Origin of the sequence: Undibacterium cyanobacteriorum, assembly GCF_031326225.1 — a bacterium.
Taxonomy (GTDB): domain Bacteria; phylum Pseudomonadota; class Gammaproteobacteria; order Burkholderiales; family Burkholderiaceae_D; genus Undibacterium; species Undibacterium cyanobacteriorum.
In genome coordinates this window covers 2,630,689-2,650,664 of record NZ_CP133720.1, presented here as the reverse complement: position 1 = coordinate 2,650,664, position 19,976 = coordinate 2,630,689, and the positions used below count along the sequence as shown (strand labels likewise).

Below are 19,976 nucleotides of genomic sequence, written 5' to 3'. Positions count from 1 at the left end.
GCTAGAGACTTACTTTTTCGGCTTGCGACTTTCCAGTTGCATGGTTCTTGAGGTGTTATCGTTATTGTGTAAATAGCCTGAGATCGCTTCCGTTAAACGGATCGCTTTCTCGACGTTTTTCTTATTGGAGACCATGATGCTGCTCACTAATGATTCAATCACTGCAATCGCAGCGGTTGAACTACTCGATAAAACAGCATGGGTGCTCGGTGCTAATAAAAGATAATCCCCTAATTGAGCCAAGGGGGAGGCTGCTGAATCAGTGATGGCGACAATGCAGGTTGAATGGTGACGCGCAAATTGCGTTAAACGGATAACGTCAATCGCATATCGCGGAAATGAAATCACGACCAAAACATCTTTGTCTGTGATATTCGCCAAATTACCGGCCGCAACCTCGGTACCGCCGTAAGTCACCACCTCGACCACGCGGTTGCAGTACGGTTGTAAATGCAAAGCGAGCATGCCTGCGATATGGGCGCTAATACCAAAACCCATAATGTATACAGTGCCCGCCTTGCACAGTTTATTGACCACTTGCTGCATTTGATCTTCTTCGAGGCCATTGCTCGCTGCATTGATATTGGCCGACGCTGATTGCAGACTCGCTTGGGCAGGCGAACTACTTGGTTTCTTACCTTCGATGGTATTACGTAGTTTTTCGACGGGAGAGAAAATCGCTTGTACGGTTTCTGCAATTTGGTTTTTCAGCGCCGCATAGTTGGCAAAGCCGAGATCACGTGCGAAGCGGCTGATGGTTGCAGTGGAAACATCACACTGCGCGGCCATGTCTTCAATTCCGAGTGCAGTCACTTTGACCTGGTTGCGCAAGAGGTAATCAGCGATACGTTTATAAGATGCTGAACCTTCTTGTAATTGAGCGAGCAAGGCGTTGCCGAGACTAGACTTTGCAAACACCAAGTCAGGAGAGTTGCTGGTGTTATTGCTATCTTGCGCCGCATTTGCCGCCTGCGTTTCCAATGTCGTATTTTTTTTCATTGATTTTTAATTTGAAAAAAATATGTAAAAAACTGCTGTGACTGAACTTTAGAACGAAACAAAATAAATTTCAATAGTTATTGTCAGATTTTTTTCATAACGCTAAAATGTGTAAAAAATCAGACATGAACTTTTTCATAATTTGTCACAAGCTGTCACAAGCTTCAAGAATGGCCGACAAGCTGAATCAGGGGCAGATTTTCCTGATACGTGCACCGTATGGATCTGTAAGAGAGATGAATCTAATGTCTATTCTGAGCGTTGAACTTGGTAAAACTTGAGACGTTCACACTGTATTAGGATTGAATTCAAATTTAGGACTGAATTCAAATAGAAAGAGAAGCCTGTTGTAATTTCAGATGCTACCTACCTTGCGTTGGTTTGTTGGCTGCGTTAGGGTAAGGTGACTGTGTCAAAGAATTTTCAAGTAGGCCCACAATGGTGGTATTCCAGCAGCAATTGCTATGCGTTTGCGCGGAGGTTACGCCGTCATTCAAGAAAACATGCGCGAGTCGCTTGATCGCAGCGGCTCATTGGGAGCGTTACTAAAAACGAAAAGTGAGAGTGTTTCATATGCGTAGTGAAATTCATGTTCTGAAAAATCGAAGTGCCGGCAGTGAGCGTCAATTGGTGAGCTTGCATTTCGGCCGAAATCAAACTCGTAAGAAAACCTATATTCAAGCATCTCTACATGCTGATGAGATTCCCGGCATGCTTGTTAGCCATTACTTGAGAAAGCGTTTCAGTGAACTTGAGGAGGCCGGCGCCATTGAGGGGAGTATCGTGTTGGTGCCTGTATCGAATCCAATTGGCTTGAATCAAGATATTCAAGGCACGGCATTTGGACGCTTTGATCTAGCGACCGGCATTAATTTCAATCGCGGGTATCAGCATCTCACGCCAGAATTAATCCGACGTATTGGTGATCAACTGAATGGTGACCCAGCCTTTAATCAACAGCTAATTCGTCGAACCGCAGCCGAGATTCTCGCCGAAGTACCCGCTTATGATGAGACTGCACAACTGAAGAAGACTCTACAATCGCTTGCGATTGATGCTGACATCGTGTTGGATCTGCATTGTGATAATCAAGCGGTCATGCATCTTTATACGGGGGCGCCGTTAGCCGAGCGCGGCATTCCTCTCGCAGGTTTTTTACAAGCTCACGCGCTGTTGATTTCAAAACTCCCAGGTGATGATCCCTTCGATGATTCTTGTTCGCGTCACTGGTGGGAACTCCAAGATCATTACGGTCAAAGTAAATCGATTCCTCTGGCTTGCCAATCTTTAACTGTGGAATTACGTGGTGAAACCGATGTGACGCATGAAGATGCGCAGCGCGATGCCGAAGCCATCATCGCCTACCTCGAACATGAAGGGCATATTACGCGAGTGGGAGATCGAACAGGTGTCGATCAAGTTGTGCCTCCAGCTTTGTGTGTCGCGACACCCTTGGAAGGCGTCGAACCCGTGGTGGCTCCACATGCTGGCATCGTGGCCTTCACAAAGCCGCTTGGATCTATGATACAAGCAGGCGAAGTGATTGCTGATTTGATCGATCCAATCACAGCGGAGGTGACTCCCTTACGTGCGAGCGTGAGCGGCGTTCTGTTTGCACGCATCGCTCGTCGTTATGTGCACGCAGGCGCGAGGATTGCCAAAGTGGCGGGCCAACATGCCTACCGCACTGGTAATTTATTGTCGGCATAAGTCAAGCATGGAATCGAGGAGATGATGATGCTGAAAAAATTACGGATGCCGAATACCTTCGTGTTGTTATTTGGCCTGATGGCGTTGATAGCGTTGGCGACATGGCTGGTGCCAGGTGGGAAGTATGCAACGCAAGTGATTAATGGGAAGACGGTGGTTGATCCATCTTCTTTCCAAGTGATTGCAAGTCACCCACAAGGCTTTGTGGACTTGATGATGTCGCCAATTAAAGGCTTTGTAGAGGCGGCTCAAATTATTGGATTTGTTTTGATCGTCGGTGGCGCATTCGCTGTCTTGCAAAGAACCGAGGCGATTGATTCCATGATTAAATCCGTCGCCAAAGCGCATACGCATTCGCGCCTAGTGCGCGCCATGATTATCCCCGTATTTGTGACTCTGTTTTCCCTCGGTGGAGCGAGTTTCGGTATGGCGGAAGAAGCGATTCCTTTCGTGATGATTTTCATTCCTTTGGCTCTGGCCCTAGGCTATGACTCGATTACGGGAGTAGCGATTCCCTTTGTCGGTTCACAAGTCGGATTTGCTGCGGCCTTTTTGAATCCTTTTAATGTGGGGATTGCCCAAGGAATCGCTGGTGTCCCTGTATTTTCGGGCATTGGTTTTCGTTTGATTGTGTGGGCAACGGCCACCATTTTGACGATTATGTTCTTGAGTTGGTACGCTGCTCGCATCAAGGCGCGACCAGAGTTGAGCCCGACTTTTGCGATTGATCAGGAGCGTCGTCGCGAGTTGAAGAATGATGAGCTAGCGAATTTTCAAGGAATGACCGGAACTCATAAGGCCGTCTTGTTGATGTTCGTTGGAACGCTAGCAGTGATGGTGTTGGGTGTGGTGAAGTATGAATGGTTTGTGAACGAGATCGCGGCCTTGTTCTTGGGTATGGCGATTGCGGTCGGTGTGGTGGGGCGTTTAACAGCGGATCAATTCGTTGAAGCCTTTATGCATGGCGCGAAAGATTTGGTAAGCACTGCGATGGTGATCGCATTGGCTCGCGCGACTATGATTTTGGCACGCGATGCGCAGATCATTGACACCATGTTGTATCACTTGATGCCATTGGTGCAGTCTGACAGTGCGGTGATCGCTTCGCACAAAATGTTTGTGATTCAATCGGTCATCAACTTCTTTATTCATTCCGGAAGTGGTCAAGCAGCGCTGACTATGCCGATCATGGCACCGCTGGCTGATCTGGTTGGTGTGTCGCGCCAGACTGCGGTGCTGGCCTTTCAATTCGGTGAATTTACGACACCGATGATTCCAACTTCTGGCATCACGGTCGGTGTGCTCGCCTTGGCGCGCATCCCTTGGACGACATGGGCGAAGTGGATGATTCCACTGCAGTTGATCTACTTCGTTTTAGCCTTGATTATGCTGGCATTCGCTTGCCAGATCTCTTGGTAAGGTGCGATTGCCTGGTCCTAAACAAGCCTGTCATACGAAGCTTCATTACGCTGACGATGAAATTTCGAATGGCAGGCTTTTTCACTTAAGTCGTTGCTGAAGAATCTTCAGTCGATACTCTGCGCTTGCACACTGGCTTTAAACTGTGTCGCTTGATAACCGAGACTCTCTGCCTTTTGCATCAACTTTTGCAGAGTTTGTGGATCGACTTGCATGTTGCGTGACAGAACCCAAGCATATTTGCGTGAAGGTTCTCCGACTAAGACCCATTGATAATCAGGGTCGAGATCTAATACCCAATAATTTCCATAGAACGGTCTGAAAAAACTGACTCGTAGTTTTGCGTTGTTACTGCCATCGACAATTTTTGCAATGCCTTCAGCGGTTTCAATTTTGCCGTCTTGCTTCCGACAACGATTGATGACTTTGATGCGATCGCCATCTTTGACGTATTCAGCACGAGTGTCTGAGACGCACATGGCTTGAAAGCGGTTGGGGATCGAAGTGATTTCATACCACTTACCGAGGTAGCGATCGAGGTTAACACTGTCGACGGTGGGCATCGGAGCATATTCCTCATTGCAGGCGACCAGCGAGCTGAGAGTGCCGATCAAGAGTAGTGATGCAAAAAGTCTGGAAGTCTTCATAAGTCTTGAGTGTGTTAAATGTGAAAAAACACGAGTGTGTGTGAGATGGAGGCACTGAGATCTATCTTAAGCGATTTTTACGGGTCAAGTATTCGACATGACCAACATGTCGGGGTAAATCGATAGAAAGCGCCTTTTTACCAACAAGCGAGGGAATCTAGAAAATGCAAAGTGATGTGATCGTTTGCACGGGGTAAAAAAAGGCTGACATGAAGTCAGCCTAAAGAGGGAGTAATTGAATCGAAAAATCCAATTTATTCGTGATCAACGAACAGTGTGCGCTTGGTTGTGCGAGCCGCGCGCTTTACATTCCATTACTGTGTCTGCACCATGGAATTGATGAGAACGGTGGAGTTTGGCACATCGGTAAGTCCATTGCGAGTCGCAGTGGGAACAGCTTTGATTTTATCGACGATGTCGAGGCCGCTAATGACCTTCCCAAACACGGCATAGCCACCGCTGCTCGTATCGAGTGAAACGTTGTCGACAACGTTAATAAAGAATTGCGAAGTTGCGGAATCCAAGGCCGATGTTCGTGCCATGGCGATACTGCCACGTAAGTTGCTGAGTCCATTGTTTGCTTCAAGTTTGATCGGCGCTTGAGTGGTAGCGAGATTTAAATCAGCCGTATAGCCGCCGCCTTGAATGACAAAATTGCTGATGATACGGTGAAAAATCTTATTCACATAGAAGCCAGACTCTGTGTAATTCAAGAAATTATCGACCGTGACAGGGGCTTTGGCCGGATTGAGTTCGAGCACCACGGTCCCCAGCGATGTTGTCATCGTCACCTGCGGTTGTTTGCTGAGGGGAACGTTCAAGGTTTCCGCGTAGAGGGAATTGCCGGCTGCATCGCTGATGACGAACGACTGTTGACCCACCCCCACAATTTTGCAGCTAAAGGTTTTTTGTGTATTGGTGCCGCCGGTCAGTTCGGAAATCGTCAAGCATGCTTTGTTCGACATGTTGAAGCCATCGCTCAGGTTTTCACCTTTTACCGTGAAAACGGTATTTTTACGATAGATCAATTGGTCGGAGGTGACGCTCGTAATTTTTACTTTGTTGCTGGGCGGTGGTGCAGATTCGCCACCACATGCGCTGAGGAGGCTCAGAGCAAGAATTGAGAGTGCGATAGACTTCAAAGTGTACTCCACTGCTGAAATGAATGAAGCCCAGAGTATAGAGAATGCGCCGCACTAAAAACATCGTGCGACTGTCGCAACTTTGTGGAAATTTGTAGGCGATTGTCATCGCCAGAAGAGGATCTCTAGCGTTGGGCCTTGCCACGGCTTTTCGCTGATTTGAGATCGAGAGCGTGATACTTTAAGAGTGCGTTTGAAATACGATCCACCAACGCATCGTTACTGCCTTTGAGTGCAGCAAAACAAATGCCGTCGCGTAGTACCGGAGACGATAAAACTTTAAATCTGTTCGATGCGGAAACGCGTTCGCGTTCATCGATCTTAATCATATTGACTTGGCGTTCGACTTCTTTTGCATCATTCGATGAGCTTGCGATAAGCATCGCGTCGACGCGACCATTCAATACCTTTTGCAAACGGGGTCCATAGGCATCGATATCATCATCGATACGAAACAGTTTTCCTTTGTGCTCATCGAATTCGCCACCGTATCTTGCGCCTCTGACGACGCCAATCGTTTTTCCGCGTAAATCGGCAATTTCATCGAAAGGAAATTGTCGATCGTGGCGTGTGATCAACCATAAATAATTGTGTAGGGCTGGCTCTGAGAAATGAAATAGATTTTCACGTTCAGGTGTTCGACTTAATCCAAAAATGACACCACCATCTGTACTCGCTATTTTGATAGCGCGGTTCCAAGGGTACATTTGAAAATCAAATTTGATGTTGAGATCTTTTTCGACAAATTGAAACATCTTGGTGAATCGTTCGGGCATAGGAACGTATTCACCTTTCTCATTCTTATTTTCACCGAAAAGTAGTGGCACACGAGTCTGCGCGGCAGCATTGCCTTGGACGAACAGCAAACTCACCAGCAAGGTGGTGAAAAGTATGAGTAAGTATTGTGTGAGAGAGTTGCGCGCCATAAAACTGCTGATAGTCAACGGTGGATTTATCAGCGAGTTGGCTGAATTTGTTTCTATTTTTGTTTCTGTTCGGCAATTATACGCAAGAATTCACGGTTTTGCTTGAGCGCTCTCAAGTTCTTAAGGTCTTAGAGCCCATCATCCACATCTAAAAGTTAGAAAAAAGACCATGCAATAGATGGAGATGAACTATCTCTCCGGCTGAAAGATCACCCGTGTTATCCCCCAGCACCAAGATCGCGTTGGCTTCTGACATTGAACGTAAGATGCCGGAGCCTTGTGATCCTGTAGTCGAAGCGTACAACTGACCAGTCGCATCAAGATGGACGATGCAGCGTTGAAATTCAGTGCGACCGGGACGCTTGCGGATACCATGGCTCAACTTTGCTGGAACCAGCAGAGTTTCGGTGGAAAGCAAGCCTTGTAGTTGCTGCAGGGCGGGGCGGGTGATGAACAAAAAGTTGAGCATGGCCGCAACTGGATTGCCGGGGAGACCAAAGAGATAGCATGATCGTTTTGTGACATTTGATCGTAGGCGGCCAAATGCCATGGGGCGCCCGGGGCGCATTTCAACATTCCAGAATTGGACTTCGCCGAGCTCATGCATGATTTGCTTGGTGTAGTCGGCCGTGCCCATCGACATCCCGCCCGAAGTCAGAATCACGTCGGCGTCGCGGCAGGCTTGCTGTATTAGGCCTCGCAATGTTTCGGGCTCATCACGTACTACGCCCAAATCGATGACGTCGATCTGCATTTCACGCAATAGTGCGCACAAGGTGAATCGATTGCTATCATAAATGCAGCCTGCATCGAGTGTTTCGCCCAGCGAACGTAGTTCATCTCCAGTCGAAAAATAAGCTACACGTAAAGTTTGATAGACAGGAACTTCTGCAATGCCGACCGAAGCAAGCAGTCCAAGATCCGCCGCATGTAGACGTTTGCCCTTGGTCACAATGTGCTGGCCTATTGCCAAATCTTCGCCAGCTAAGCGGCGGTTCGTACCGGCCGATATTCTCTGATTTTGAAAACGAATTTTTGTCGAACCAGCCGCAGCGTCGTGAAAGACTTCACACATTTCCTGTGGGATGACAGTGTCGCAGCTATCTGGCATGACCGCGCCGGTCATAATGCGTATGCACTGATGTAGTTCTACTGAATGTGACTCTTGTGATCCTGCCAAGCGTTCACCGACGACAGTTAGCTCAAGTGTCTCTGCCTCTTGCAGAACGGTAGAATGAAAGGCATAACCGTCCATGGCAGAGTTATGGTGCGGTGGAACATTGATCGGCGAGCAGATGTCAGTCGCGACCACGCGTCCAAATGCTTGATGGAGCGATACAGTTTCAATCCGTGTCGTGGGACTGATGAAAGCACGCATGATGTCACGCACGGTTTCGACACTCAGACTGTCTTGATTTTGGTAGGGGGCGCAAAGTTCTTCTAATGTAGACATGTTTAATTCGTTCTGGTGGTGTTGCCTAAGTTCGCTGAGTGGCATCGTTAACATAACTGTCATCGCCATTTTGGCCAGCTAGATTTGTATCGTATCGTGCAGTCACATCGCTCATGCCGATGCCAGAATAGCGCAGTAAGTCGTGTTGGGTATTGATATTGGTGAAGGCTATAGCATGATCGAAATGCACCTGCTGGGCCTGTATCGATTCGAAAAACACACGTACTCTGTTGCCACCGTTAGCGACAAACTGACGCAATATTGGCGCGGCATCTCGGTGCATCAAATTGAACACTGGGTGGATCTGTGCTTGAGTGTTTTCTTCTGCACTCCTTGTTACTGCGATCGCTGCGAGTGCCGTGCCGCCTGTGGCAGATATGGCCTGTGCAAGTCTAGTGGCTAAGTCGAGCGGAAGAAAAGGGGAGTCGCACGGTACAGTGAGCAAATAGTCAGTGTCGCAGTGTTCCCATGCGCTGACCATACCCGCCAAGGGACCTGCAAAATTTGGATCTTGATCAGATACCACCGATTGAGCGAAATTTTGGTAGTGTTCTTGATTGCGATTAGCACTAATGATGACGGTGCTCACTTGTGGCGCGAGTCGTTCCGCCACATGCTGTACTAAGGGTTTCTCATCGAGTAGTTGCAAACCTTTATCGAGATAATCCATGCGACTTGCACGACCACCTGCGAGAATGAGTCCAGTGATGGCGTCACACTTGATCATAGTGAATTATTTAGCCGCCGATGTAAGACATCTCGATTTTTTGTGCGAGCGCTGTGTGTCTGTGTTCAGAGAAATGATCTGGCGAAGTTTGCCCGCGCAATTCCGAGTAGCGATCCTGCCTGGCTTCCCAAATTTGTCGGATAATCGTGCTTAAGGCCGCGTCAGCCGTGGCTTGATCGGTAAATTCCGAAGCGCGCAAATGGCTGCGCAGATCATGACCCTGTGTCGCAAACAAGCAGGTGTACAGTGCACCTTGGGTTGATAAACGTAAACGATTGCAATCGCCACAGAAGGCTTGACTGACGCTGGAAATGAAGCCCACTTCGCCGCCATTCTGATAGCGATAACGCACCGCCGTTTCACCTTTTTGCTGCGGCGCTACCGGCGCGAGTTCGAGCCCAGCATGCTGTAATCGATCGATAATTTCTTGACTGCTAACAACGTGCTGATGCTGCCATGCATTGCTGGCGCCCACATCCATAAATTCGATGAAACGCAGTACCTGTGAAGTCTTTTGAAAGTAGCGCGCCATCGGCAGAATTTCGGAATCATTCACTCCGCGTTTGACGACCATATTGATTTTGATCGATGCAAAGCCTGCAGCTTCTGCAGCGGAAATGCCATCGAGGACGGCGCTGACGGGGTAGTCGACATCATTCATGCGTTTAAAGATCAAATCATCGAGTGCGTCGAGTGACACGGTGAGCCGATTGAGTCCAGCCTCTTTGAGTGCGCGTGCTTTTTGCGGTAATAAAGAACCATTCGTCGTGAGTGTCAAATCGATCGCTTGACCATCGGGTGTTCTTAATTGCGCCAGCATGGCGACCAGCCGCTCCACATTTTTACGCAGTAAAGGTTCACCACCGGTCAAACGAATTTTACGTACACCATGCGCAACAAAGATTCTTGCGAGGCGCTCAATCTCTTCAAAACTCAATAGCTCGGAATGAGGTAGGTAAGGATAGTCTTTGGTGAAGACCTCTTTAGGCATGCAGTAGGTGCAGCGAAAGTTACATCGGTCGGTAATCGAAATTCTGAGATCATGCAAGTGACGACCGCGCTGATCACGGAGCTCACCTTCAGCAGCGATTGTGCGTACTGGCGTGTCCCAATGTCGAAGCCTCAAATTGTTCGCGCCGCTCAGGGCCTGATCGTTTGAGCTTTTCGTGACTGACTGAATAGGGATAAACTTTTCTGACATGAGCTAGGTGATCTAATGAACGACCACAAAAAGTCTTATAGTGAAACTTGATTTTAGAGCCAAGCTGTAAAGATAGCACGATGTACCGAATGTTGCAGAGTCAAAATTGACCTGACTCAAGTCGATCTTACTTCATTGCACTCACAGCGCTTTCTTGGATCTGGATCTGGCACTGGCGAGTACTATAGAAATGATTTGATTGAAGCTTGAGAGCGCTCAATCAAGACGAAAAAAAGACCTGAATCTTGTAAAAAGTTTCAGGCCTTTTTTCATTTTACCTAGGCTGTCATTGTTGGCCTGAGCTGGTCAATTTTATTTCAGCTTCAGTCCAAAAACGAGAGCTGCATTCAGCGTTTTGTTTCGACTTGAACTAGAGGTTCATTCGAAACGGCTGTTGCGGCTTTGCGTTCACGGATGACACGTGGCGCAACAGTAGTTTGTACGGCCGCTTCTTGTGCAGCCTTTAACTTGATTGGATCTGTGCTTGCCAGAACCAAGCCCGCTTTCGCTAACACTTCGCTGAGGTCTTCCACGCGATCCGATTTTTGGATTGCTGGCTTGCCTACCGGTGCAGGGACTGTTTCAACTGGCGTTACGCTGGCAGTCGCTTCAACTTGCGGCGCTACTGCAACTTCACTCAACAAATCTGCTTGTACAGGTACAGGCGCAGGGCTTACCTCAGCCGTTGTTGTTGTAGCCGTTACTTCTGCAGCGATCTCTGCGACGACCTCGGTGACAGCCGCAACGGTTTCTGTAGCCACGGCAGCTGGCGCGATTACTTCAGTAGGAGCTGGTGTTTGCGGCGCTACAGATACTTCGCTTTGTGCAGCTTCGCTTGCTGTTGATTGAGTCGGTGCAGCTTCAATGCTTGCAGCAGTAGTGACAGGCTCGGCATTTGCTACAAGGTTCGACTCTGCGACACTTGGCTCGACGGTTTTCACTTCAGCAGTTGCGCTAGCTTCGTTGGCCACTTGAGCAGCCTCTACCGCAGCTGGTGCAACGGTGGTCGAAACGACTTCTGCAACTTCAGTTATAACCTCAGTTGTTGTTGCCTCAGGCGCTGCAGGTGCAGTTACCTGTGGTGCTGTTGCTGCGGATGCTGTTGATTGTGCCTCTGGAGCCAAATCCAAACTAGATTGAACAGGCTTGCTATCCGCGCTTGCTGCTTCACTTTGCAACAGATCAACGACAGGAATAAATGCTGGTGGCGCAGCGACGGCTACTTCACCATTGTTTTCAGTCGTTGTCATTTCAGCGTTTTCTGCAGCATGACGATCGCGACGATTACGGTTGCGTCCACCTCTGCGGCGACGACGGCCTTCCTCTGTGCTAGGTGCATCTGCGTTTTCAACATCCGCAGTCGCTTCAGAACTTTCGGTGAGTTTAGGTTTGTGACTTGGAGTCGTTGCTGCAGCCGCTGTAATAGACGGTGCTGCGGATGCAACCGCTAAGTCTTCCTGTTTTGCTTCCGCATTATTTTCTTTGCGAGCATCACGTTGTTTTTGCTGACGTTCACGACGAGATTCTTGACCTTCTTTTTCCTCGCGTGCAGGGCGTTGTTGCTGTTTGTTCTGACGCTGTTGATTGTTTTCAGAGGAAGATTTTTGCTCTTTATCGCTTACTCTATCGCTCGTTTTATCAGCAGATTTATCTACTGATTTGTCGTTGGCACGATCGTTGGATTTATCGTTGCCTTTGCTATTGCGTTCTTCGTTTTCCGCACCATTGCCATTGCGGCCACGATTGCGTTGGCGATTACGTTGGCGATTACGGTCGTTCTTATCGCGAGCATGTTTCGGTTTTTCTTCGACAGCAGGAGCAGCTTCGCTTGCGCTACCGAACAAAGAACTGAAGAATTTTGCGATACCTGCGAACAAACCGCCCGATTCTTTGGCAACTTCTTTCGTAGGTTCAGGTTTGCGTTCAACGATAGGTGCTGTTTCTGGCGTAATTGTTTTCACAACGGCTTCTTGACGCGGCTTCACGTCATCTTTTTGACGCTTGTTATAACCGATGTCGGTATCAACTTGCTCAGCCATCGCATAGCTTGCATGAGCTTCTTCTAGGCGTGGATCATCATGTTTGAGACGATCTAATTTGTAATGTGGTGTTTCCAAATGTTTGTTTGGAATCAGGATAGCAGTAACACGGTGGCGTGTTTCGATCTTCAAAATCTCGCCACGTTTTTCGTTGAGCAAGAATGCTGCAACGTCAACTGGAACCTGAACATGGATCGCTGCTGAATTTTCCTTCATTGCTTCTTCTTGGATGATGCGCAAGACTTGCAATGCGGACGATTCTGTATCGCGGATATGGCCTGTGCCGTTACAACGTGGGCAGGTTACGTGGCTGCCTTCAGACAGAGAAGGGCGCAAACGTTGGCGTGACAATTCCATCAAACCAAAACGGGAGATCTTACCCATCTGAACGCGCGCACGATCGTAACGCAAAGCATCTTTCAAGCGCGTTTCTACTTCGCGCTGATTCTTCGCGTTTTCCATGTCGATGAAGTCAATCACGATCAAGCCGCCCAAGTCGCGCAAACGCAATTGGCGGGCAACTTCTTCGGCCGCTTCAAGATTGGTATTGAATGCAGTTGTTTCGATATCGCCACCACGTGTTGCACGTGCTGAGTTGACGTCGACGGAAACCAAAGCTTCGGTATGATCGATAACGATCGCGCCACCAGAAGGCAAGGGTACGGTACGCGAGTAGGCGGTTTCGATTTGGTGTTCGATCTGGAAACGAGAGAACAAAGGCACGTCATCGCTGTAGCGTTTGACGCGATGAACCATGTCAGGCATGACGTGGCTCATGAACTGCTGTGCTTGTTCGTAAATATCGTCGGTATCGATCAGGATTTCGCCGATATCAGGTTGGAAGTAATCGCGAATCGCGCGGATCACTAACGAGGATTCTTGGTAAATCAAGAAGGCGCCTTGGCCCGACTTACCAGCACCATCAATGGCGCGCCACAATTGCATCAGGTAATTAAGATCCCATTGCAATTCATCAACATTGCGACCAATACCAGCGGTACGGGCAATCACAGACATGCCGGCTGGCAAGTCTAGTTTGTCCATGGTTTCGCGCAACTCTTGGCGATCTTCGCCTTCGACGCGACGAGAAACACCGCCACCGCGTGGGTTGTTTGGCATTAACACCAAATAGCGGCCAGCCAAGGAAATGAAAGAAGTCAGAGCCGCACCTTTGTTGCCGCGTTCTTCTTTTTCTACTTGGACGATGATTTCTTGACCTTCGCGCAGGGCGTCTTTGATGGTCGAATTGCGGACGTCGATACCTTCTTTGAAGTAAGAGCGAGCGACTTCTTTGAAAGGCAAGAAGCCGTGGCGTTCTTCGCCGTAATTGACGAAGCAAGCTTCTAAGGATGGTTCGATACGGGTGATAACACCTTTGTAGATATTCGATTTGCGGAGTTCGCGTCCGGTTGTTTCGATATCGATGTCAATGAGTTTTTGCCCATTGACAATAGCAACACGCAGTTCTTCTTGCTGTGTTGCGTTAAACAGCATACGTTTCATAGTTTTCTCCATGGCATAAAGCCACCTAAGCCTCAGATGCTTGCGCAACGAGGACTGCTCCCATTGGATGTATGCGAGGAGCGGAGAGTTTGAGCGGGCGGGAAATGCCACTGGCATGAAACGATACTGATGTCGAATGTCGCACAACGCAGGCAAAAGCTCTGGTGCGTAACCATCAATAGGTTATTCATGCGCTTGGCGCGGATAGTTTTTCCAGTCAGTCGAGTGCACATGTCTCTCAGTTGGCCGCTACTCGCTGTCGTGCACACTGGGTGCAAACTTCAGCTGGCGTCTTCAAACTCAGGCGATGCGCAACTTGCTAAAAATCAACGTCACTTCAACGTCGTATTCAGTGTCGAAACAAACAGCACGCGATTGTGCGTCTTCAACAAAATCGACTCGGTTTATTAAAACTATCAACCGGCAAGCTGCTCAATTAAAGTCAATTGCAGCGTCTTGCCGGACTTATCCTTTATATTTCAAACTAACTGATCCAAATCGTTTTGTGAAAGCCCGATTGCCACATTTGGTTGCAACCCTGACTTGCAAAACGATGTGCATACACATCTTTTCTATCGAATTTGCGAAAATGGCGAGGCCGATAGACACGCCCCTGTGTAGAATACTGATCTTTCCAACACGCGCTTTCAAGTGAACGCATTAATAGCGACTTTTAAGCTTTGGTGATTATATATTCAAAATGAAGGACTTAGCGATAAAAATGGGGGGAATACTTCAAAATTCGTCGAAAATGGCCAGTGAACAAAACTTTGCGCAGGTGCAACTCCTTACGGTTGCTGAAGATGACGCTGGGCAACGTATTGATAATTTTTTGTTGCGAATTTGCAAGGGTGTTCCTAAAAGTCATATTTACCGCATTCTACGTTCTGGTGAAGTGCGGGTGAATAAAGGGCGAATTGATCAGTTATATCGCTTAAAAGAAGGTGATGTTGTCAGAGTTCCACCAATTCGAGTTGCTGAAAAGCCATCGAATCATGTTCCAGGCGCGGAATTTGCGGTTATTTTCGAAGATCCTCATCTCTTAATCATTGATAAACCTGCCGGTGTCGCGGTGCATGGTGGTTCTGGCGTGAGTTTTGGCGTCATCGAGCAATTACGTGCGGCCCGCCCAGAAGCGAAGTTCTTGGAATTAGTCCATCGCCTCGATCGCGAGACTTCAGGTCTTTTGTTGTTAGCCAAGAAACGTACGGCATTGGTGAGTTTGCATGAGCAGATGCGTGATGGCGAAACGGACAAACGTTACTTAACGATGGTCGCAGGTGATTGGCGTAATCAACGGCAACATATCAAATTGCCTTTGCATAAATATACAACGGCCGATGGCGAGCGTCGGGTGCGAGTTCAAGCGGATGGGATGGAGTCCCACACGGTTTTTTCTTTGAAGAAAAAGTTTAAGGATTTTGCTTTGTTGGAAGCGGAGTTAAAAACCGGACGCACACATCAGATCCGTGTGCATTTGTCTTCCAGTGGATTTCCAATTCTTGGTGATGACAAATATGGTGATTTCGCTTTGAATCGAGAATTATTGAAAGCGAATGAACATCGTGGGGCCTTGAAACGGATGTTTCTTCACGCGCATCAGATTAGCTTTCGACATCCAGCCACTGGCGAGATTCTGAAACTCAACGCGCCTTTGCCGAAAGAATGTGAAAACTTCGTGCGATCGCTGATGGTGGACGGCTAGTCGCTCAAGATTAAGGTTTAAACTTCAGAGACCTTGCTTCTAGAAAACGCCTCGCAGTTTGATCAGGTACAATAAGAACAATATTACATTTGCTGCTGGGTCTTGCTCAAAAGGCGATCTCCCCAGACTTCACAATCATGCCAAATAAGCGTTTTGACTTCATCGTCTTTGACTGGGACGGTACTTTAATGGACAGCACGATGACGATTGTCCGTAGTTTGCAAGGTGCTGCTAAAGACTTGGGATTGCCAGTTCCAACAGATAAAGACGCATCGCATGTGATCGGTTTGGGTTTGCAAGAGGCGATCGCCCGGGTTTTTCCAGAGATGGATGGATCCATGACCCAGAAAGTGATTGACCGCTACCGTGTCCATTACTTTACGAAAGATCACGAGCTCCCACTGTTCGAGGGAGTCAGAGAAATGATCACTGACTTGGCGCAACAAGGTTATTTTTTAGCGGTGGCGACCGGCAAAAGCCGAGTGGGATTAAACCGCGCACTACATACGTCCAAGTTAAGTTCCTTCTTCGATGCAACGCGCTGTGCCGATGAGACCTTTTCAAAGCCGCATCCTGCAATGTTACAAGAGCTCACCCGCGAGTTGGGTCAAGACATGCGGCGTACCGTGATGATTGGTGATACCACGCACGATTTGCAAATGGCGAACAATGCTGGAGCGGTAGCAGTGGCGGTCGAATATGGTGCTCACGATCCGCAAACATTACAAACATGCGCACCGATTTTTTCCGCCAAGAATGTACCGGATTTACACCAATGGTTGGTACAGCCAAAATAATCTGAAGACTAATCCTTGGCATCTTGAATGTTGGGGCTGTCGATAAGCAAGGGCGCTGCGAGGACTTTAAACGACAGCCAAGATGGAGATCGTGAGATATGGAAAATTATTTGATTTGTGAATCGAGTCAGGTTGAAGAGGGTGGCAAAGGAATTCGATTTCCTGTGATCGCCGGTGGTGATGAGGCGACTGGATTTGTGGTTCGTTTTGACGGACAGGCACATGCCTATTTGAACCGCTGTGCGCATGTACCGGTCGAGTTGGATTGGACTCCTGGCGAATTTTTCGAAGGTAGCGGCCTTTACATTATGTGCGCAACCCACGGTGCGATTTATGTGCCTGATACGGGCCATTGCACTGGTGGTCCCTGTCGCGGTGGACGTTTGCGAAAAATTGCTGTGCTTGAGCAAGATGGGAAAATTTTTTGGACTCCGGACGACTATATCAAGCCTCCACTTGCGGCGTCGAACTGATAGCAAAAATGTAGCCTTTGTTTTCTTTAATCTGAGCTCACTTTTAGATAGAAAATTTTTTCTTTGCTCTCCTCAAACGCTGTCCTATATTGACTGCGTAACTGGTTCAAAAGAGGAGGTCAAAATACGTCACTACTTTTGCATTGAAGACTCGTTTAGACCAAAGAAGTTTGAAATCCGGTGTACGACTTTTACCGGTTATGAAGTAGAGGTAATCAAACCAATTTGCGCAGTACAGTGACGGGCGTATTTGCTCGAAAAAGGAACTTGTCATAAGCTCCAGCTTGTAAAAGCAAATAAAAAACGATGGCAAACACCATCGTTTTTTTTCGTGTTTTTGTTTTGCAAATTGGGCTGAGAGAAAGATTCGCTGAGATAAGTAGCCACCAAGCAGCGGCTTTAGTACGAGCTTAGTACGAGTTTACTGCGAGCATAGTGCAAGTTCTAAAGGCCGTTTTGATTTGAGCTCGCCAGACTTTAGGATATTTGCAATGATATCTTGCGACAAATCAAGTTTTTTTGGCTTGCTTGCTTTACTATAGGGCTGCCCCAAAATAAATGAAAAATAAGATCTCATGTGATCCGCGATGATTTGACTACCAATGATCAGATCGTCGACAAATGAGTCAATAAGTATGAATCTCTCTTTGCCAAATCACTTTCGGAGTCGCCTTGATGCGTGGATCACCGCCGTACGCGGCGAGTCGTGCACGTGCTTCCATTGTGGCGAATCGATGCGTGTCAAAAATGCTTTGACTGTTCAAATTAACGGGGAAGCCCAGCCTGTTTGCTGCCATGGTTGTCAGGCGGTCGTGCAAACGATTTTGCGAGAAGGACTGTTGGATCAGTATCTCGCTGCAAAAGATGTCAATGTGAACTGATTCTGTAGGCAAAAATACGATGTCGCTTGAGAATAATGTTCCGACTTTAGAATCTGAAAAACTCAGCATCGCCGGCATTCGCTGTGCGGCTTGTGTGCAGTTATTGGAGTACAGTGTCGGCCAGCAAGAGGGAGTTCGCAAATTCACCATCAATCCGCTCAATCAACGTGCAGATCTGCAATGGGATCCGCGCGCAATCGATCTTAAATCCATTATTCAACAAATCGTCAAACTGGGTTATGCGGCATTTCCTGCGCATCAGTCTTTGACTGAGTTCCAACAAAAGGAACGTAAGCGCGCATTATGGCGTCTATTCATCGCTGGTTTCGCCATGATGCAAGTCATGATGTATGCTTTCCCAGCCTACTTGGTGCCAGAACCCAGTGTTGACGGTGATCTCACCCCCGACATTGATCGACTTCTCAAATTGGCGAGCTTGGTGATCAGTCTGCCGGTGATTCTTTTTTCGGCGCGTCCCTTCTTCGAAAATGCCATACGTGATTTACGTCATCGTCATATCGGTATGGATGTACCAGTGTCTCTCGGTATCTTGCTGACCTTTTTTGCGAGTGTTTGGGCGAGCTTTTTTGGTGGCGCGGTTTACTTCGATTCGGCGATTATGTTTGTGTTCTTGTTGCTGGGTGCCCGCTTCATTGAGGACATCGTAAAGGGACGCACCAATGCAGCGCTGCAAGCCTTGACTCAATTACCACGAAGCTTAGTGACGCGCTTGAAGGCCTATCCAATCGACCGCAGTACCGAACAAATTGAAGCGGCCTCATTGGCTGCAGGTGATGTTTTACTGATACCTGCTGGAGAGCAAATTCCCTGTGATGGTACGGTTGTAGAGGGCAGTAGTGAGTGTGATGAGGCCTTGATGACTGGCGAGTCGGTGCCGGTGTTAAAACAAGTCGGCGATGAAGTCATTGCAGGATCCGTTAATCAACATAGCGCTTTGCTAGTGCACGCGACCAAGGTTGGCAAAGAAACGCGTTTGGCTCAGTTAATTGGCATGATGGAAAACGCCAGTTTGACCAAACCTCGATGGGTACAAATTGCGGATAAACACGCTAGTCAATTTTTGCTGATGATTATGGTGATCGCAGTACTGAGTGGTCTAGCGTGGAGTTTCATTGATCCGAGTCGTGCGCTGTGGATCGGTATAAGTGTCATCGTCGTGACTTGTCCGTGTGCTTTGTCATTAGCCACGCCGGGCGTCATGTCTGCAGCGATAGGGCAGCTCGCGAAAGCAGGCATGTTGTTGACGAAAGGTCAGGCGATCGAATCGTTGGCACACGCGAGTCATTTTGTTTTCGATAAAACAGGGACGCTTACTTTTGGGCGTTTGCGTGTGGTGGCTGAGCACGTGGATTGTCGCAGTGATCTGACAAGTAAAACAGACTCGCTCGAACTGTCGGCCACGATTCAGAGTGACATTCAACACAAACTTCAGTTGGAAGCACTGTTACTGAGGGTGTCTGAGTTATCTTTACACCCGGTTTCTAAAGCCGTTCACTTGCATTTAATTGAATCGAGTTCAAAGTCGGTACGAGATCAAGCAAGTCAGATTCAGATCGGTAATTTTACAGAGGTCGCGGGTGCTGGATTACAAATCGAATATGAGAAGCGATTCTTGCGATTCGGTCGACCGGAATATGCCTTGGAATTAAGTGGCAAGATGTGGGAGTTACCGGAACACGCTAAAGGTAAGAGCGTCACTGTTTTCGCAGATCAAGAAGGAGTCTTGGCCTACTACGTCTTAGAGGATGGCCTGCGCGATGATGCAGCAGACATGGTGCAAGCTCTACGAGATCAAGGAAAACAAGTGTTATTGTTATCTGGCGATCGGGTCGATGTGGTCAGTGAATGTGCGGCGGCGGTGGGGATCGATGATTTTCACGCTCAACTTCAGCCACATCAAAAATATGAATTGATTCAGCACTTGCAACAACAAGGTGCTGTGGTTGTGATGGTGGGTGATGGTATGAATGATGGTCCTGCATTGTCTTTGGCCAACGTCTCAATCGCGATGGGGCAGGGGGCGCCCATGTCGCAAACCCGCAGTGATGCCTTATTGATGTCAAATCGATTGATGGACATCCTTTACGCCCTGAAAATTTCCAAATTGTCTTACCAGCTGATTCGTGAGAATTTGGCGTGGGCGATGTTGTACAATTTAATAGCGATTCCAGCGGCAGTCGTTGGCTGGTTAGAGCCTTGGCACGCGGCACTCGGGATGTCATTGAGCTCTTTACTCGTGGTACTGAATGGTTTGCGTGTTTTACGTTTGCAGCCGCCAAGTTCCAACATTGAGAATGGCATCGAATAATTTAATCAGCGGCGCTCAAAACACG

The 19,976-nt window shown here is 48.0% G+C and carries 15 protein-coding genes; 7 read left to right on the top strand and 8 right to left on the bottom strand.

Features of this window, described 5'->3' with window-relative positions:
- Positions 1 to 9 precede the first annotated feature (9 nt).
- Entirely contained in the window at positions 10 to 999 is a 990-nt protein-coding gene (locus RF679_RS11180; RefSeq protein WP_309480709.1) for a MurR/RpiR family transcriptional regulator, read from the bottom strand.
- Between the two features lie 573 nt (positions 1,000 to 1,572).
- Between RF679_RS11180 and RF679_RS11175 the strand changes: the two genes are divergently transcribed.
- Positions 1,573 to 2,709, top strand: coding sequence for a succinylglutamate desuccinylase/aspartoacylase family protein (locus RF679_RS11175; protein WP_309480708.1), 1,137 nt, complete (start codon positions 1,573 to 1,575; stop codon positions 2,707 to 2,709).
- A 21-nt stretch (positions 2,710 to 2,730) separates the two neighbouring features.
- Positions 2,731 to 4,128, top strand: a complete 1,398-nt coding sequence (locus RF679_RS11170) for a YfcC family protein (RefSeq protein ID WP_309480707.1) — start codon at positions 2,731 to 2,733, stop codon at positions 4,126 to 4,128.
- A 107-nt stretch (positions 4,129 to 4,235) separates the two neighbouring features.
- On the opposite strand, the gene RF679_RS11165 is transcribed toward RF679_RS11170, so the two are convergent.
- The 7 genes from RF679_RS11165 to RF679_RS11135 all read right to left on the bottom strand — a co-directional run bounded on the left by RF679_RS11165 (position 4,236) and on the right by RF679_RS11135 (position 13,766).
- Positions 4,236 to 4,691: a lipocalin family protein gene (locus tag RF679_RS11165; RefSeq protein WP_309480706.1), complete on the bottom strand. Its 456-nt coding sequence runs from the start codon at positions 4,689 to 4,691 to the stop codon at positions 4,236 to 4,238.
- Between the two features lie 398 nt (positions 4,692 to 5,089).
- The gene (locus tag RF679_RS11160) at positions 5,090 to 5,917 is read right to left on the bottom strand and encodes a peptidylprolyl isomerase (protein ID WP_309480705.1); all 828 of its coding nucleotides are present in this window, start codon (positions 5,915 to 5,917) and stop codon (positions 5,090 to 5,092) included.
- Between the two features lie 125 nt (positions 5,918 to 6,042).
- A complete protein-coding gene (locus RF679_RS11155) occupies positions 6,043 to 6,843 on the bottom strand; it encodes a substrate-binding periplasmic protein (protein ID WP_309480704.1) in 801 nt (266 codons plus the stop codon).
- Between the two features lie 148 nt (positions 6,844 to 6,991).
- Positions 6,992 to 8,296, bottom strand: a complete 1,305-nt coding sequence (gene moeA / locus RF679_RS11150; protein ID WP_309480703.1) for a molybdopterin molybdotransferase MoeA — start codon at positions 8,294 to 8,296, stop codon at positions 6,992 to 6,994.
- A gap of 25 nt (positions 8,297 to 8,321) precedes the next feature.
- Positions 8,322 to 9,023: a molybdenum cofactor guanylyltransferase MobA gene (mobA, locus tag RF679_RS11145; protein ID WP_309480702.1), complete on the bottom strand. Its 702-nt coding sequence runs from the start codon at positions 9,021 to 9,023 to the stop codon at positions 8,322 to 8,324.
- Positions 9,024 to 9,033: 10 nt separating this feature from the next.
- Positions 9,034 to 10,224, bottom strand: a complete 1,191-nt coding sequence (gene moaA, locus RF679_RS11140; RefSeq protein WP_373921674.1) for a GTP 3',8-cyclase MoaA — start codon at positions 10,222 to 10,224, stop codon at positions 9,034 to 9,036.
- 347 nt (positions 10,225 to 10,571) lie between these two features.
- Positions 10,572 to 13,766 (bottom strand): Rne/Rng family ribonuclease, encoded by a 3,195-nt coding sequence (locus RF679_RS11135; protein WP_309480700.1) that lies wholly within the window; start codon positions 13,764 to 13,766, stop codon positions 10,572 to 10,574.
- A 751-nt stretch (positions 13,767 to 14,517) separates the two neighbouring features.
- Between RF679_RS11135 and RF679_RS11130 the strand changes: the two genes are divergently transcribed.
- From RF679_RS11130 to RF679_RS11115, 5 genes are all read left to right on the top strand, one after another.
- Entirely contained in the window at positions 14,518 to 15,471 is a 954-nt protein-coding gene (locus tag RF679_RS11130) for an RluA family pseudouridine synthase (protein ID WP_309480699.1), read from the top strand.
- 137 nt (positions 15,472 to 15,608) lie between these two features.
- Positions 15,609 to 16,268, top strand: a complete 660-nt coding sequence (locus RF679_RS11125) for an HAD-IIIA family hydrolase (RefSeq protein ID WP_309480698.1) — start codon at positions 15,609 to 15,611, stop codon at positions 16,266 to 16,268.
- Between the two features lie 98 nt (positions 16,269 to 16,366).
- Entirely contained in the window at positions 16,367 to 16,741 is a 375-nt protein-coding gene (locus RF679_RS11120; RefSeq protein ID WP_309480697.1) for a Rieske (2Fe-2S) protein, read from the top strand.
- Between the two features lie 602 nt (positions 16,742 to 17,343).
- Entirely contained in the window at positions 17,344 to 17,622 is a 279-nt protein-coding gene (locus RF679_RS18910) for a heavy metal translocating P-type ATPase metal-binding domain-containing protein (protein WP_373921673.1), read from the top strand.
- Positions 17,623 to 17,641: 19 nt separating this feature from the next.
- Complete coding sequence (locus RF679_RS11115; protein WP_309480696.1) at positions 17,642 to 19,951, top strand: heavy metal translocating P-type ATPase; 2,310 nt, start codon at positions 17,642 to 17,644, stop codon at positions 19,949 to 19,951.
- Positions 19,952 to 19,976: the final 25 nt, after the last annotated feature.

What these genes read in the sequence shown, in the direction of transcription:
- mobA (WP_309480702.1), bottom strand. Translation starts at nt 9,023, where the DNA reads ATGATCAAGTGTGACGCCATCACTGGACTCATTCTCGCAGGTGGTCGT.
- RF679_RS11180 (WP_309480709.1), bottom strand. Translation starts at nt 999, where the DNA reads ATGAAAAAAAATACGACATTGGAAACGCAGGCGGCAAATGCGGCGCAA.
- RF679_RS11170 (WP_309480707.1), top strand. Translation starts at nt 2,731, where the DNA reads ATGATGATGCTGAAAAAATTACGGATGCCGAATACCTTCGTGTTGTTA.
- RF679_RS11165 (WP_309480706.1), bottom strand. Translation starts at nt 4,691, where the DNA reads ATGCCCACCGTCGACAGTGTTAACCTCGATCGCTACCTCGGTAAGTGG.
- RF679_RS11115 (WP_309480696.1), top strand. Translation starts at nt 17,642, where the DNA reads ATGTCGCTTGAGAATAATGTTCCGACTTTAGAATCTGAAAAACTCAGC.
- RF679_RS18910 (WP_373921673.1), top strand. Translation starts at nt 17,344, where the DNA reads ATGATCAGATCGTCGACAAATGAGTCAATAAGTATGAATCTCTCTTTG.
- RF679_RS11175 (WP_309480708.1), top strand. Translation starts at nt 1,573, where the DNA reads ATGCGTAGTGAAATTCATGTTCTGAAAAATCGAAGTGCCGGCAGTGAG.
- RF679_RS11125 (WP_309480698.1), top strand. Translation starts at nt 15,609, where the DNA reads ATGCCAAATAAGCGTTTTGACTTCATCGTCTTTGACTGGGACGGTACT.
- moeA (WP_309480703.1), bottom strand. Translation starts at nt 8,296, where the DNA reads ATGTCTACATTAGAAGAACTTTGCGCCCCCTACCAAAATCAAGACAGT.
- RF679_RS11130 (WP_309480699.1), top strand. Translation starts at nt 14,518, where the DNA reads ATGGCCAGTGAACAAAACTTTGCGCAGGTGCAACTCCTTACGGTTGCT.
- RF679_RS11135 (WP_309480700.1), bottom strand. Translation starts at nt 13,766, where the DNA reads ATGAAACGTATGCTGTTTAACGCAACACAGCAAGAAGAACTGCGTGTT.
- moaA (WP_373921674.1), bottom strand. Translation starts at nt 10,224, where the DNA reads ATGTCAGAAAAGTTTATCCCTATTCAGTCAGTCACGAAAAGCTCAAAC.
- RF679_RS11155 (WP_309480704.1), bottom strand. Translation starts at nt 6,843, where the DNA reads ATGGCGCGCAACTCTCTCACACAATACTTACTCATACTTTTCACCACC.
- RF679_RS11120 (WP_309480697.1), top strand. Translation starts at nt 16,367, where the DNA reads ATGGAAAATTATTTGATTTGTGAATCGAGTCAGGTTGAAGAGGGTGGC.